The 13232-nt window shown below is 45.2% G+C and carries 15 protein-coding genes; 9 read left to right on the top strand and 6 right to left on the bottom strand.

Annotated elements, in window-relative coordinates; all coding sequences use genetic code 11:
- Window positions 1-26: 26 nt before the first annotated feature.
- Window positions 27-920, top strand: a complete 894-nt coding sequence (locus DRW41_RS18245; RefSeq protein ID WP_115453462.1) for a deoxyribonuclease IV — start codon at window positions 27-29, stop codon at window positions 918-920.
- Window positions 921-1008: 88 nt separating this feature from the next.
- Here DRW41_RS18245 and DRW41_RS18240 read toward each other — a convergent pair whose 3' ends face one another.
- Window positions 1009-1263, bottom strand: a complete 255-nt coding sequence (locus DRW41_RS18240; RefSeq protein ID WP_115453461.1) for a DUF2624 domain-containing protein — start codon at window positions 1261-1263, stop codon at window positions 1009-1011.
- A 145-nt stretch (window positions 1264-1408) separates the two neighbouring features.
- Between DRW41_RS18240 and DRW41_RS18235 the strand changes: the two genes are divergently transcribed.
- Genes DRW41_RS18235 through zur form a run of 3 tightly spaced genes read left to right on the top strand, consistent with a single transcriptional unit; the run spans window position 1409 to window position 3446 of the window.
- Window positions 1409-2182, top strand: a complete 774-nt coding sequence (locus DRW41_RS18235) for a metal ABC transporter ATP-binding protein (RefSeq protein ID WP_115453460.1) — start codon at window positions 1409-1411, stop codon at window positions 2180-2182.
- The gene (locus tag DRW41_RS18230; RefSeq protein WP_115453459.1) at window positions 2179-3030 is read left to right on the top strand and encodes a metal ABC transporter permease; all 852 of its coding nucleotides are present in this window, start codon (window positions 2179-2181) and stop codon (window positions 3028-3030) included. The genes DRW41_RS18235 and DRW41_RS18230 overlap by 4 nt, the downstream gene beginning before the upstream one ends.
- 5 nt (window positions 3031-3035) lie before the next feature.
- Window positions 3036-3446 (top strand): zinc uptake transcriptional repressor Zur, encoded by a 411-nt coding sequence (gene zur, locus DRW41_RS18225; protein WP_115453458.1) that lies wholly within the window; start codon window positions 3036-3038, stop codon window positions 3444-3446.
- 12 nt (window positions 3447-3458) lie between these two features.
- On the opposite strand, the gene DRW41_RS18220 is transcribed toward zur, so the two are convergent.
- Window positions 3459-4034: a 5' nucleotidase, NT5C type gene (locus tag DRW41_RS18220; protein WP_245959490.1), complete on the bottom strand. Its 576-nt coding sequence runs from the start codon at window positions 4032-4034 to the stop codon at window positions 3459-3461.
- A 165-nt stretch (window positions 4035-4199) separates the two neighbouring features.
- On the opposite strand from DRW41_RS18220, the gene DRW41_RS18215 reads away from it, so the two are divergent.
- Entirely contained in the window at window positions 4200-4673 is a 474-nt protein-coding gene (locus tag DRW41_RS18215; RefSeq protein WP_245959489.1) for a DUF308 domain-containing protein, read from the top strand.
- 54 nt (window positions 4674-4727) lie between these two features.
- On the opposite strand, the gene ispG is transcribed toward DRW41_RS18215, so the two are convergent.
- From ispG to DRW41_RS18200, 3 genes are all read right to left on the bottom strand, one after another.
- Window positions 4728-5834 carry a flavodoxin-dependent (E)-4-hydroxy-3-methylbut-2-enyl-diphosphate synthase gene (ispG, locus tag DRW41_RS18210; protein ID WP_115453456.1) on the bottom strand — a complete coding sequence of 369 codons (1107 nt, stop codon included), beginning with the start codon at window positions 5832-5834 and terminating at the stop codon, window positions 4728-4730.
- Between the two features lie 112 nt (window positions 5835-5946).
- The gene (gene yqfZ / locus DRW41_RS18205) at window positions 5947-6267 is read right to left on the bottom strand and encodes a protein YqfZ (RefSeq protein ID WP_115453455.1); all 321 of its coding nucleotides are present in this window, start codon (window positions 6265-6267) and stop codon (window positions 5947-5949) included.
- Window positions 6268-6381: 114 nt separating this feature from the next.
- A complete protein-coding gene (locus tag DRW41_RS18200; protein ID WP_115453454.1) occupies window positions 6382-7152 on the bottom strand; it encodes a DUF1189 domain-containing protein in 771 nt (256 codons plus the stop codon).
- Between the two features lie 145 nt (window positions 7153-7297).
- Here DRW41_RS18200 and DRW41_RS18195 point away from each other — a divergent pair, with 145 nt between their 5' ends.
- Window positions 7298-7780 carry a DUF456 domain-containing protein gene (locus tag DRW41_RS18195; RefSeq protein WP_115453453.1) on the top strand — a complete coding sequence of 161 codons (483 nt, stop codon included), beginning with the start codon at window positions 7298-7300 and terminating at the stop codon, window positions 7778-7780.
- Between the two features lie 84 nt (window positions 7781-7864).
- Here DRW41_RS18195 and DRW41_RS18190 read toward each other — a convergent pair whose 3' ends face one another.
- A complete protein-coding gene (locus tag DRW41_RS18190) occupies window positions 7865-8560 on the bottom strand; it encodes a Crp/Fnr family transcriptional regulator (RefSeq protein ID WP_115453527.1) in 696 nt (231 codons plus the stop codon).
- A gap of 320 nt (window positions 8561-8880) precedes the next feature.
- Here DRW41_RS18190 and DRW41_RS18185 point away from each other — a divergent pair, with 320 nt between their 5' ends.
- The 3 genes from DRW41_RS18185 (at window position 8881) to DRW41_RS18175 (ending at window position 13121) form a co-directional block, all read left to right on the top strand.
- Complete coding sequence (locus DRW41_RS18185) at window positions 8881-9489, top strand: superoxide dismutase (RefSeq protein ID WP_115453452.1); 609 nt, start codon at window positions 8881-8883, stop codon at window positions 9487-9489.
- A 118-nt stretch (window positions 9490-9607) separates the two neighbouring features.
- Window positions 9608-10822 carry an MFS transporter gene (locus DRW41_RS18180; RefSeq protein WP_115453451.1) on the top strand — a complete coding sequence of 405 codons (1215 nt, stop codon included), beginning with the start codon at window positions 9608-9610 and terminating at the stop codon, window positions 10820-10822.
- A gap of 139 nt (window positions 10823-10961) precedes the next feature.
- Window positions 10962-13121 carry a peptidoglycan D,D-transpeptidase FtsI family protein gene (locus DRW41_RS18175; protein ID WP_115453450.1) on the top strand — a complete coding sequence of 720 codons (2160 nt, stop codon included), beginning with the start codon at window positions 10962-10964 and terminating at the stop codon, window positions 13119-13121.
- Window positions 13122-13232: the final 111 nt, after the last annotated feature.

Below are 13232 nucleotides of genomic sequence, written 5' to 3'. Positions count from 1 at the left end.
TGCCCCATGCGGAAGGAGAAAGGTACATGTTGAAAATTGGCTCCCATGTGTCAATGAGCGGGAAGGAAATGCTCCTTACAGCCAGCAAGGAAGCTGTCTCCTATGGTTCGAATACATTCATGATTTATACTGGCGCCCCGCAAAATACAAGAAGAAAAAAGATTGAGGAATTGAATATCGAGGCTGGCAGAAGGCATATGGAAGAGAACGGAATTTCAGAAATTATCGTCCATGCCCCATACATCATCAATATCGGGAATATAGTGAATCCGGCCACCTTCGAATTAGGGGTGAACTTTTTGCGCTCTGAAATCGATCGGACCGAAGCGATCGGCGCAACCCAAATCGTCCTTCATCCCGGTGCCCATGTTGGCGCGGGAACGGAAGAAGGGATCCGGAAGATTGTCGAAGGATTGAACGAGGTGCTGACCGGACAAGAAAAAGTCCAGGTGGCCCTTGAAACGATGGCGGGTAAAGGGTCGGAATGCGGAAAAACATTCGAAGAGCTGGCGATGATCATTGACGGGGTAACCTATAACGACCAGCTATCCATCTGTTTCGATACATGCCATACCCATGATGCGGGGTATGATATCATAAACGACTTTGACGGCGTCCTTGAAAAGTTTGATAAAATCATCGGGATTGACAGGCTTAAAGTCCTTCATATTAACGATAGCAAGAATGCTGTCGGGATGAGGAAGGACCGCCATGAAAATATTGGGTACGGCCATATCGGCTTTGACGCATTAAGCCGCATTGTCCATCATCCGCAATTGATTCATGTCCCAAAAATCCTTGAGACTCCATATGTCGGAGAAGACAAGAAAAACCAAAAGGCTCCGTATAAGCATGAAATCGAAATGCTGAGGAATCAGGTTTTTGACCCAAGCCTGAAGGGGATTCCGGTTCATGTATAAATAAGTGCTTTAATGAAAACGGGAAAAGCCTTCTGTCCGTATCGCGCGGGCGGAAGGCTTAATTTTGTTTTGGAATCTGCAAATTTTTTCAGCTGGTGAATTTAAGAAAAAGCTTATTTACTTCCCGGGCAGTTTCAGGGCCCGCAATTTTGGCGACTTCCTTAATGATCGAGGCTCTTTGGGCGCTATCAAAAATATTCACCTGTTTCCCTCTTAAGTATGAGGCAATCTTGCTTGCCTGGTTTTTGTTGATGGAAATTTCGAACTGGTTTGCGTAATTAAGCAGTTCATCCGTAGTTATGGTATTTATTTTGTGGTTGATAATATTTTCGAAAATCCTCATTCTCATCACTCCCCTTCCTAATGTATGTTGATATTGGAAAAACAGTGCAAAAAAGTACTTGCTGGACAGGCGGCTTTACAACATCCGGGAACTGGGTTATACTACATAACGTAAATCGGAATGATTCTTAAAATAAGGTGATTATATGGCAGTGCCAGTGATAGAAATAAAGGGGCTTTCTTATCGATATGAGAAGGAAATAGTCCTAGAAGATATTAATTTAACCGTTCCAAAAGGGGCTTTCCTTGGAATTGTCGGGCCAAATGGCTCAGGAAAGTCGACGCTCCTTAAACTGATTCTCGGCCTCCTTTCCCCACAGGAAGGGGAAATCCGCCTTTTTGGAAAACCAATTGGCTCATTTTCGGAGTGGCATAAAATAGGCTATGTTTCCCAAAAAGCAAACTCGTTCAATTCGGGGTTTCCCGCTACGGTTGAAGAAGTGGTTTCAAGCGGATTGACCAGGAAAATCGGCTTGTTCAGCTTTATGCGGAGCAGTGATTGGCAGAAGGTCCATAAAGCCCTGGAATCTGTCGGCATGGCTGAATTTTCGGCAAAAAACATCGGGGAGCTTTCCGGCGGCCAGCAACAAAGGGTTTTTATCGCAAGGGCCCTCGTAAGCGATCCTGAACTGCTTATTCTGGACGAGCCAACTGTAGGCGTAGATACCAGGCGCGTCAATGTGTTTTATGACATGCTCGAAACATTGAATAAGGAGCGTGGCATTACTCTTTTGCTTGTAACGCATGATATTGGAACAATCTCGGAAACCGTTACCCATGTCGCCTGCCTGAATAAGCACCTTCATTTTCATGGAGGAGCCGCCGAATTTGAGGAGATGGCTGAAAACGGGCTCTCGGATATATATGGCCATGGAATCCATCTCCTTAACCACCATCACCACGGGGAGGCGGGAAGATGATAAGCGGGATCCTTCGTTATGAATTTCTGCAGAATACGTTCCTCTCCGGGGCCTTAATCGGTGTGATCGCTCCTCTTTTGGGGGTATTCATTGTTGTCAGGCGCCTCTCGCTCATCGCAGATGCATTAAGCCATGTAACATTGTCCGGCATTGCAGCAAGCCTCCTTTTGGAGAAAAAACTTGGCCTTTCCGGCGCCATCAATCCTTTATATATGGGTATGGCGTTTTCGGTGGCGGGTTCCCTTTTCATCGAAAAGCTTAGGGACGTATATAAACATTATCAGGAACTCGCCATTCCAATCATCCTTTCCGGTGGGATTGGAATAGGCGTAATATTCATCTCGCTCGCTGATGGGTTCAATGCGGACCTTTTCAGCTATTTGTTCGGTAGCGTTACCGCCGTCAGCCGGGTCGATGTTTGGACGATAGCCGCAATTAGTGTGTTTGTCCTTGCGGTCGTAGTCTTATTGTATAAAGAGCTGTTTTTGCTTTCGTTTGACGAAGAGCATGCAAAGGCTTCGGGCATCGCCTCAAAGGCGATCCATTTTGTTTTCATTGTGATGGTGGCGCTTGTCATTGCGGCCTCCATGAGGATAGTCGGGATCCTGCTTGTTTCGTCGCTCATGACGCTGCCTGTCGCAGCCAGCATGAGGATAGCAAAGGGTTTTAAGCAGGCAATCTTTTTATCTGTGGCGTTTGGGGAAATTTCGGTAATAGGCGGCCTCTTCGCCGCATACTATCTTGATTTGGCTCCCGGGGGAACGATTGTCCTTCTCGCAATTGCAATTTTAGTTGGCGCGATTATTTACAAAAAGGCGGGCTTGAAGAGAAGATTTGCAAAGGGGTGATTGGAATGGATGTAAACGAAGCCCTGGATTTTTTAAAGGAAAAAGGATATAAGTATACAGGTAAAAGGGAAGAAATGCTCCAGCTTTTTTCAATAAGCAATAAGTATTTAACAGCAAAGGATGTACTTGAGAGGCTCAAAGGGGAATACCCAGGCCTTAGTTTTGATACTATTTACAGGAACCTGTCATTATTCGCGGAACTCGGGATATTGGAAACGACGGACCTTTCCGGTGAAAAGCATTTCCGGTTCACTTGCTCCCGGACAGCGCACCATCACCACTTTATCTGTCTGGAGTGCGGAAAGACAAAGGAACTTGGCACTTGCCCAATGAACGGCCTTGGTGAAGACCTTAACGGCTATGATATATCGGGCCATAAGTTTGAAATATACGGGAAATGCCCTGAATGCGTATGAAAAAAAGCCTCTTTATTCAGAGGCTTTTTTGCATATCTGCTTTTTTATCCATTCATTCGCTTCCTGCCAGTTTGCTACCCGGATAACGCCATCAGGAATTGGATCGCGGTTATACGGAGCGTCAAATAATAGTACTGGTATACCACATTCTTCATGGATGGAAACAGCGTTGTCATGCTTGTCTTCCAAAAACAAATCCACACCGTATTTTTTAGCGGTCGCGATTTTGTTGTGTGTACCAATTAGTTCGATATGATGGTAGGCGAGTTCGTTGGCGGTGAACCATTGCCTGGTCAAATCAAGCAAATGGGATGCACGCGCGCTAATAAAGTACAGTTCATAATGGTTTGCCCACTTTGTCAGAACTTCCCTGGCTCCTTCCGCTAAAGGGGAACCGTTATAAATTTCCGGTTCCGCTCCTTCAAACCACTTGGCAAATTGCTCCCTCGGAATGTCCACAAGATGGAGAAGGTCGTATTCTTTAACATCTTCCAGGGTAACATTCAGGTTAAATGCTTTGTTTATATACGGCAAGATGCTTGATGGGGAGGTTACCGTCCCATCAATATCAATTCCTATTCTTTTCATGAATAAAACTCCTTTTGTCACTTTCTGTCTGCAAATGCTCATGTACATCATCTTATTTTACCAAAAAAACAGTTCTGTGTAGTCCATGCAAAGATTGACATAGTAAAAAAAGCGGGCATGCAAACACTAAGAAGGCTCCTACCTTTTGAAAGCGAGGGATTTTAGGTGGCCGATCAATCAAGGGATAACAACAACTCGATGCAGGAAAACTATAGCCGGGAGCGACAGCCTTCCAACTATAACGAAGAAACCTCTACGGAATCGGTCGTGCTGCTTCCGGCACCTACCGGTACACCCGGGGTGAGTTCCACAGCAGCTTCTCAATCAGCCGTCCACAACGATAATCGGGAAGAAACCGCGGCTGAATTAGCGGCTCCCGTCCCAATCCGGCAAAACAGGATGGAAGAACGGTATGACCAGCGTGAAATGGACCGTGACACCGCGGGAGGCATGCTTGGTTTCGCAGGGCTAGCGCTGGCGATTTTATCCTTGTTCATCATGCCGGTCATTCTTGGCGCGGCAGGAATCATAGTTGGATTCCTGGCGATGAGAAGAGGAGCGACAAAATCTGGCGGGTGGGCAATCGGCATCGGTGCGATTTCTCTTATCATCGGGATCTTTATTACACCCTTTTTCTAGGCTTTAACTGGGGCAATAGAAAAGAGGCCTGGCGACCGCCGGGCCTCTCATTCGTTATACCCCTTGTTTTTCAAGAGCCTGCTTTTGGAAGTATTCCTCCGCGATGGCGTCAATTTCCTTTTTCAATTCCTCTACCATTGTTTCTTCCGGTACTTTCCGGATAATTTCACCATGACGGAAAAGAAGTCCTTCGCCGCGGGCACCCGCAATGCCGATATCCGCTTCGCGTGCTTCACCTGGTCCGTTAACGGCGCAGCCAAGAACAGCGATTTTTATAGGTGCTTTGATTTGTGAAATATATTCTTCAACTTCATTGGCAATGCTGATTAGGTCGATTTCAATCCTGCCGCATGTCGGGCAGGAGATAAGGGTTGCGGCATTGGAAGAGAGGCCAAATACCTTCAAAAGTTCCCTGGCGACTTTGACTTCCTGTACCGGATCGGCGCTAAGGGATATCCTTAATGTGTTGCCAATTCCCATGTTCAATAACGCGCCAAGACCGGCAGCACTTTTGACCGTACCAGAGAAAAGCGTCCCTGATTCAGTAATACCCAGATGGAGCGGATAATCGAATGCCCTGGCAGCCTTACTATACGCTTCAATAGCTAGGTTTACGTCTGATGCTTTCATTGAAACGATGATGTCATGGAAATCGAGGTCTTCAAGGATTTTAATATGGTGAAGCGCGCTTTCAACCATGCCGTCCGCGGTTGGATACCCATATTTCTCAAGAATCTTCTTTTCCAACGAACCGGCATTGACGCCAATCCTGATTGGAATGCCCCGCTCCTTAGCCGCTTTTACGACTGCTTCGACTTTTTCGCGCTTCCCGATATTTCCTGGGTTAATCCTTATTTTATCGGCTCCGCCTTCAATTGCTTTTAATGCAAGCTTGTAGTCGAAGTGAATGTCGACTACAAGGGGGATATTAATCCTTTTTTTGATCTCGGCTATCGCGTTGGCGGCCCGCTCATCCGGACATGCGACACGTACAATCTGGCATCCCGCGTCTTCAAGCCTTTTAATTTCAGCGACCGTAGCCTCGACATCGTGGGTTTTTGTTGTAGTCATGCTCTGTATAATAAGCTCGTTGTTTCCGCCAATGGTCAGGTTACCAACTTTAACCGGACGTGTTTTTGTGCGATGTATAATTTCATTCACGTGCAGTTCGCTCCTTTTTGCGTACGGATAAATACATGATTAATAAACAATACTCCATTATTTTATCAGTACCCGGGCAATCTTACAAGGTAAGGTGCTTTTCGGCAAGCTTCTACCGTTCATAAACAGGGAACCGGTACTCTTTCCCTATTTGAAGGAGTTCAGGGGAAGCCCCTGGATTCAGGGCTTTAAAATCGGCAATCAGTTTGTCAATGGATACATTCGGGGTGCTGCCGCGCCTTTTTTCAATAACGGAAAGGAGTGTCTGCCCGGGCTGCACCACTGCGGTGAAATTTGATATCCCAATGTCTGATGCCTCAACGCTTTTGGGTGGGGGGGCTGCAATAGATACGGTCAGTGTGCCGGCAGTTAAGTCAACATACATGCTGATAAACAAGGCGGCAAAGAAAAGGACTGCAATCATTTTTTTCATGGGACAGGCCTCCAGCGCGATTTTTTTCATATATATGCCCTTTCAGCGGAAATAGACCGGTTCATCAAAAAAAGCAGCCCCTGGAAGGGAGCTGCTATTTTCGGTCAAGCAGTATTATGCTTTTTTTGGAGCAGGGGTTTCATTGATCGCAAGGTAGAGGACGATCGCGGAAACGAGCCAGTTAATAAGGAAGCCGCTCGGGACAGGCGTTTTGATTGCTTCCATGATTGTAAAAAAGACAGTTGAGATTGTCACGCTGTATGCGGCCATCCTCCAAAGGTGGCCGTAATTTAGGCGCCTTCCGCCAATATTCTTAAGAATCAGGCCCATCATGGCCAGGACACTGACTTCAATGAATTTCATCGCGGATGATACAAGATAAATGAAAACAAACGCGATAGGAAGGATGATATAGGTTACGCCATCCATTGAAGCGAAAAAGTCAACGAAATCCTGTTTGCCGACTTCCGTTGCATCAATCATCGAATAAGGGTAGGTCTGTACGTTACCGCCAGCAGCGAGTGCGAACTCATCCTTCAATAAGGCAAAAGTGTTTCCGGTGTTCGCCAAATCTTTGCCGCTTACCGAACCAGTCGGGTCGATTGTTATTGAAAATCCATCACGCTCTATCGTGACAGGCACTTTGTTCTCCGAGTCCAATTCCCCGTTTTTAATCGTAAAATCAGGAAGTTCTTCCCTCATGATTTCCTCGGCTGCCTGTATCCCATTATTAATTGCAATGCTAAAATGGTAAAAGGTAGGAAGCACCGACAGCAAGGTCAGTAGAAATACATAGAGAATCGTTTTGCCAATCCCCTGAAACCGGTAAATGGCAATGTCCCTTGGGGAATACAAACTTTTGTACATCTGTTTAAAAACATTCATGAAAACACACCCCTAACAAGTTTCAGCCCTTTCATTTTATCTCTATATATCTGTAATCACAAGCACAAAAAGCGGGAGTGAAATGGTTGGAATATAGGGGAACAGGGGTAGTAGGAAGTTATATTGGAAAAAGGAGCAATTAGAGATGGAAGGGTTTATTTTAGCGATCGTCATTTTATTGTTTATCATCGCGTTTGTCGGGATATTCTTCCCGGTGGTTCCAAGTGTCTTGTTTATTTTTGCGGGATTCCTTGTTTACGGGTTTTTCGTTTCCTTTGAGCCGTTCAATTGGTTTTTCTGGACGGTCGAGGCAATGTTCACAGTTTTGTTGTTTGGTGCCGACTATGCGGCGAATGTTTTTGGAATTAAAAAATACGGAGGTTCGAAGGCGGCTGTTTGGGGAAGTACGATTGGGCTTATTGCCGGCCCGTTTATCCTGCCATTCGCGGGAATCATCCTTGGGCCATTCCTTGGGGCGATTGCCGCGGAATTAATCATCCACCGGAAAAGGCTCGACGAGAGTATAAAAATAGGATTCGGCTCTGTTATTGGTTTTATTGGAGGGGCTGCTGCAAAAACGGTCATCCAGGCGGGGATGGTCGCTTACTTCCTCTTTCTTGTCTTTTAGCAAGCCTTGTTTGAAGGCATGTAAATGAAACACCGGCTCCCCGATTAAGGCGGGAGCCGGATATAATGGTAAATAAAGCTTTCCTCAATTCAGCCCGCAGATTTCATGGGCGCAGTTTTGGCAGTCAACTTCGTGCCTCAAATAAGACAATTTTTTTACCGTGAACTTTTGCTGATCATAGGAAATTATCCCATTATCCCTTAATTCCTTCAGGCTTCTTTGGATGACTTCCCTCGTCCCGTATGTCAGGTTGGCAAGCTCCTGGTGGGTAAGGGGAAGGTCAATCAGGATTCCGTCCTTGGTAGGGACTCCATATGAATTGCAAAGACGGATTAAAATTGAATAAAGGCCGCCCTTTTTTCCGTTCATTATGAGGTCCTGGCATTTCATCTGGGCCTTCAGATAAGAGGTGCTGAGCCAGGAAACCAATGCGGACATGGCATTTGGATCGTTCGTTACGAACTCCTCGAATTGCTCCCGCTTTATAGGGACTACTTCGCAGTCGGTTAACGCCTTTGCGGAGAAATGGTAACTCGATAATGGCTTGAACATCTGGTATTCAACAATCAATTCCCTCTCATTGAGGATTTTGAGGATGAATTCCTTTCCTTTTAGGTGGACGCGACCAATTGCTGCACTCCCCTTTTGAATGAGGTAAATATACTCGACGCGATCTCTTTCGTGGAACAAGACTGTCCCAGCCTTTACCTTCTGTACCGGATCCCGGCCTTCAAAAAAATGGCTCAACATATTGTATAAAGAAATAGTGTTATCTTGCATATCCGCAACTCCTTTTGTGCCGTCACTTTGATTTAAAAAGATTGTTAACAGCATGTCAATATCACTTTTACAATTATTGGAAGAATTTTTCGGCTGTTATGACTTAAATCGTTGACAACGCTGGATATTTCTGAAATTGACAATTTACCGAATTTTGGTGAAGAAATATAAATATGGTATGAATGAAATCAATTTAACGGTAATCGCATCGTTAGTTGCATGCGTTTCATTTGAATCGTGAACAAAACTTTGCTAATCTAAAGCTGCAAAAGCTTTGGGAATATTCAAAAAAGAAAACTATTACATAGGAGGAGTTGTCCATGGCATTCGAATTGCCGCAGCTGCCTTATGCGTATGATGCGCTAGAGCCGCACATCGATAAGGAAACAATGAACATCCACCACACGAAGCACCATAACACATATGTAACCAATCTAAACAACGCACTGGAAGGTAATGAAGAACTTCTCTCAAAAACAGTTGAAGAAGTCATTTCCAATCTTGATGCAGTACCTGAATCCGCAAGGACCGCGGTCCGCAACAATGGGGGAGGCCATGCAAACCATAGCCTTTTCTGGCAAATCCTATCCCCGGAGGGCGGCGGAGAGCCGACAGGTGAATTGGCGGATGCCATTAACAGTAAATTTGGCAGCCTTGAATCCTTCAAGGAAGAGTTTGCAAAAGCCGCGACTACCCGGTTTGGCTCTGGATGGGCTTGGCTTATTGTCAATAACGGCGAGCTTGAAGTTACAAGCACACCTAACCAGGACTCTCCTTTGATGGAAGGCAAAACACCAATCCTTGGATTAGATGTCTGGGAGCATGCGTACTACCTGAAATACCAGAACCGCCGTCCGGAATATATTAATACATTCTGGAATGTCGTTAACTGGGATGAAGTATTAAAACGGTATACTGAAGCGAAATAATTTTGAAAGATAGAAAGGCAGAGCAACTCTGCCTTTTTTCTTTTTGGGTTAAAACTAAGGTGGAATAGAAATCGGGCCGATGATGAAGACTACCCTTAAGAAAAAAGGGAGTTTTCATATGGCAAAAAAACTGATTCTAGGGGAACTAAAAGTAACAAGGGACCTCGTGCTTTTGCTAGCCTTGGGTGGTCTTTATTCTTTAAGTGTCGCCTTGTCCAATTCGTTCGTGAATATATATCTATGGAAGCAATCGGGTGATTTTACCGAAATTGGTTTATATAATCTCTCCATTGTCATCCTCCAGCCGCTGACATTCATTATCGCGGGAAGATGGGCAAAAAAAGTCGACCGGATCATCGTCCTGCGCACTGGCGTGATATTTCTTGCGCTGTTTTATTTATCGGTCCTTGCCGCAGGTACCGGTGCATCCCGTATGCTCATGCTTCTCGGTGGCCTTCTCGGGATTGGCTATGGCTTTTATTGGCTAGCTTTCAACGTCCTAACATTCGAAATTACCGAACCGGAAACAAGGGACTTTTTTAATGGCTTTCTCGGAATTCTTTCTTCAGTTGGAGGGATGGTTGGGCCGATTGCTTCTGGATTCATCATTACATTAATCGGCGGCACGAAAGGCTATATGGCTGTTTTCAGCCTATCCCTAACCCTCTTCTCGCTTGCGGTTTTCCTCAGTTTCTTCATGAAGCGGAGGCCTTCGGAAGGAAAATATTCATTTAAGGAAGTTTTGTCCGAAAGGAAACGAAACCAAAATTGGCGGCTGATTACAAACGCCCATCTTTTCCAGGGACTTAGGGAAGGGACGTTTGTATTTGTAATTTCAGTATATGTATTTTTATCAACAGGGAGCGAGTTGTCACTCGGAACATTCGGTTTACTAAACTCGGGTGTTTCCTTTATTGCCTACTATGCGGTTTCCAGGCTAATTAAGAAGAGGAGGCGAAAAAAAGCCATCCTCCTTGGGGGCCTGATTTTGTACGGAGCCGTTTTTCTTATTTTCAGGGATGTAACATTTGCAAAACTCCTGCTTTATGGCGCACTGATTGCAGTGGCCTATCCAATTCTGCTTGTTCCGTATATGTCGATTACTTACGATGTAATTGGAAGGAGCTGGAAGGCGGCTGAAATGCGGATAGAGTACATTGTTGTCAGGGAAGTTTTTTTGAATATGGGTAGAATCGTTTCAATCTTGGCATTTCTTGTTGCTGTAACCCTTTTTGACTGGCATAAAAGCATCCCCGCCATCCTCCTTGTCTTGGGTGCGGGGCATAGTTTCATTTATTTCTTTATAAGGAAGGTGCACCTTTCTTCGCCTTAGGACCGCCCCCCTCTGGGCCTTAAGGTTCATTTTCGCCTGCTCACGGGAAACTAGGCCGTTGGAAGGGAGTTCCAGATAGAAAAAGTATTCACTTTCCGATAAAATAGGTTTAGCGAAATTTTTAAGGAAGTGTGAGTGCATGGTAACGAAGAAAAAAAAGAAGAAGGCGCATGTTCCCTTCAGACTGAATATGTTGTTTTTCGCAGTGTTCGTCCTTTTTTCGATGCTGATATTACGGCTCGGCATCGTTCAGATTGTATATGGGGATGACTTTAAGCGGGAGATAGAACGGACAGAGGATATAACCGTTAAAAATCCTGTTCCTCGTGGGAAAATGTTCGACAGGAATGGGACAATCATTGTTGACAACTCTCCGCTGAACGCAATAACCTATACCAAATATCAAGGAACCTCTCAGGAAGAAATGCTAGAGGTGGCAACAAAACTTGCAAAGTTGATAAATAAGGATTCCAAAAAGCTGCAGGAAAGGGACAAAAAGGATTTTTGGCTGTTAACCCACAAAAAAGAAGCAAAAGAGAAAATAACCGAAAAAGAATGGGATTTATATGAAAATAAGGAATTAAAGGATGAAGACATCTATAAACTTCAGGTCGAGAGAGTAACCGAGGAGGATATCAACAGCCTTTCAAAGGATGAATTGGAAGTAGCGGCGATTTTTCGGGAATTCAACTCCGGCTATTACCAATCTCCGCAAATTGTAAAAAATGACAATGTAACCCCCGAGGAATTCGCACTCGTCAGTGAAAATCTCGAGGATCTGCCAGGAGTCGATACGACCACCGACTGGACCCGCCAATACGCGTTCGGCGATACGCTGAAAACGATCCTGGGCAATGTAACCAATTCGGACAAAGGTATTCCTAAAGAACAGCTTGATTATTATTTGTCGCGGGACTACAGCCGAAATGACCGCGTCGGGATCAGCTATATTGAAAAGCAATACGAGGAAGTACTGCAAGGCCAAAAAGCCAAGGTGAAAAACAAAACGGACAAATCGGGAAAAATCCTTGGGACGACAGTTGTTTCCGAAGGCAAACGGGGTAAGGACCTCGTACTCACAATTGATATGGAATTGCAGCAGGAAGTTGAAAAAATCCTCGAGGAAGAATTATGGAAAGCAAAACAGAACGGCAACTCCAAGCTCCTTGACCGTGGCTTTGTTGTCCTAATGAACCCATACACAGGTGAAATCCTGACGATGGCGGGCAAGAAGATTGAGAAAAACCCGAAAACAGGCAAGTACGAGATGAGCGACTACGCATATGGAACATTTACGACTTCCTATAACGTGGGCTCAACTGTTAAGGGCGCAACGATATATGCAGGCTTCCAGAGTGGAGCAATAAAGCCAGGGGATAAATTCCTTGATGTACCCATGATGATTAAAGGGACAAAACCAAAGGGGTCATGGAGAAGGACGGGATTTGGTGTCATTAATGATCTCCGCGCGCTCCAAATATCATCAAACGTCTATATGTTCCATACTGCGATCAAAATCGGCCATGGATCCTATACTCCAAACCAGCCGCTCCGCATCCGAAATGAAGGATTCGATATTATGCGGGGATTATACGGCCAATTCGGTCTAGGCGTCAGGACGGGAATCGACCTTCCAAATGAGGCCATCGGCTATCCGGGAAAAATTGATCCGGGTAAGCAGCTAGATCTAGCAATCGGGCAGTATGACACGTATACCGCGATGCAGCTTGCTCAATATGTTTCCACAATCGCAAACGGCGGAACAAGGATCCAGCCGCATATTGTGAAGGAAATACGTGAACCGGTCATGGAACCAAACGAGCTTGGCCCGATTATCCAGGAAATTCAGCCGAAAATATTGAATAAGCTGGATGGGAATGAAGAATGGCTTAAACGCGTGCAGACAGGATTCAGGATGGTTATGCAAGGGGACGGTACAGGGGCGCGGAAATTTGGAAGCGCACAGTATAATCCGGCTGGTAAAACAGGGACTGCCGAGGCATTTTATGACGGGTTTGAGCGGAAGAAGTTTGGAAAGATTCCACCCCAAGTCATGAACCTGAGCCTTGTAAGCTACGCTCCTTTTGAACGGCCTGAAATTGCAATGTCAGTGCTGATTCCATGGGCCTACCAAGGCAATAATGGCACTTCCTACAACAATGAAATCGGTCGAAGAGTTCTAGACACCTATTTTGAGCTGAAAAAAGAACGTGCCTCTGGCGGAACCCGGCAGAACGATGAAGCAAATGAAAACACGAATGAAAATGCAAACGAGCAGCAAGCTGCATCCGGCCAATAGGCTATTAGAACCGTCTCTTATTTGGGGCGGTTTTTTTTTATTCGTATAGGGAATAATAAATTTACCTTAGTGAATACTCGAAATAAGTGGGAGTATTATAGTTTCAACGAA

This window comes from Neobacillus piezotolerans, assembly GCF_003362805.1.
GTDB lineage: Bacteria > Bacillota > Bacilli > Bacillales > Cytobacillaceae > Bacillus_D > Bacillus_D piezotolerans.
The sequence above is the reverse complement of the archived record's forward strand: the minus strand, read 5'-3'. Positions and strand labels throughout refer to the sequence as shown.

Excerpts from the sequence above, each read along its gene's own strand:
- DRW41_RS18175 (WP_115453450.1), top strand. The coding sequence starts at position 10,962 with ATGGTAACGAAGAAAAAAAAGAAGAAGGCGCATGTTCCCTTCAGACTG.
- DRW41_RS18185 (WP_115453452.1), top strand. The coding sequence starts at position 8,881 with ATGGCATTCGAATTGCCGCAGCTGCCTTATGCGTATGATGCGCTAGAG.
- DRW41_RS18245 (WP_115453462.1), top strand. The coding sequence starts at position 27 with ATGTTGAAAATTGGCTCCCATGTGTCAATGAGCGGGAAGGAAATGCTC.
- DRW41_RS18195 (WP_115453453.1), top strand. The coding sequence starts at position 7,298 with ATGGAAGGGTTTATTTTAGCGATCGTCATTTTATTGTTTATCATCGCG.
- DRW41_RS18190 (WP_115453527.1), bottom strand. The coding sequence starts at position 8,560 with ATGCAAGATAACACTATTTCTTTATACAATATGTTGAGCCATTTTTTT.
- DRW41_RS18235 (WP_115453460.1), top strand. The coding sequence starts at position 1,409 with ATGGCAGTGCCAGTGATAGAAATAAAGGGGCTTTCTTATCGATATGAG.
- DRW41_RS18220 (WP_245959490.1), bottom strand. The coding sequence starts at position 4,034 with ATGAAAAGAATAGGAATTGATATTGATGGGACGGTAACCTCCCCATCA.
- DRW41_RS18240 (WP_115453461.1), bottom strand. The coding sequence starts at position 1,263 with ATGAGGATTTTCGAAAATATTATCAACCACAAAATAAATACCATAACT.
- DRW41_RS18230 (WP_115453459.1), top strand. The coding sequence starts at position 2,179 with ATGATAAGCGGGATCCTTCGTTATGAATTTCTGCAGAATACGTTCCTC.
- DRW41_RS18180 (WP_115453451.1), top strand. The coding sequence starts at position 9,608 with ATGGCAAAAAAACTGATTCTAGGGGAACTAAAAGTAACAAGGGACCTC.
- zur (WP_115453458.1), top strand. The coding sequence starts at position 3,036 with ATGGATGTAAACGAAGCCCTGGATTTTTTAAAGGAAAAAGGATATAAG.
- yqfZ (WP_115453455.1), bottom strand. The coding sequence starts at position 6,267 with ATGAAAAAAATGATTGCAGTCCTTTTCTTTGCCGCCTTGTTTATCAGC.
- DRW41_RS18200 (WP_115453454.1), bottom strand. The coding sequence starts at position 7,152 with ATGAATGTTTTTAAACAGATGTACAAAAGTTTGTATTCCCCAAGGGAC.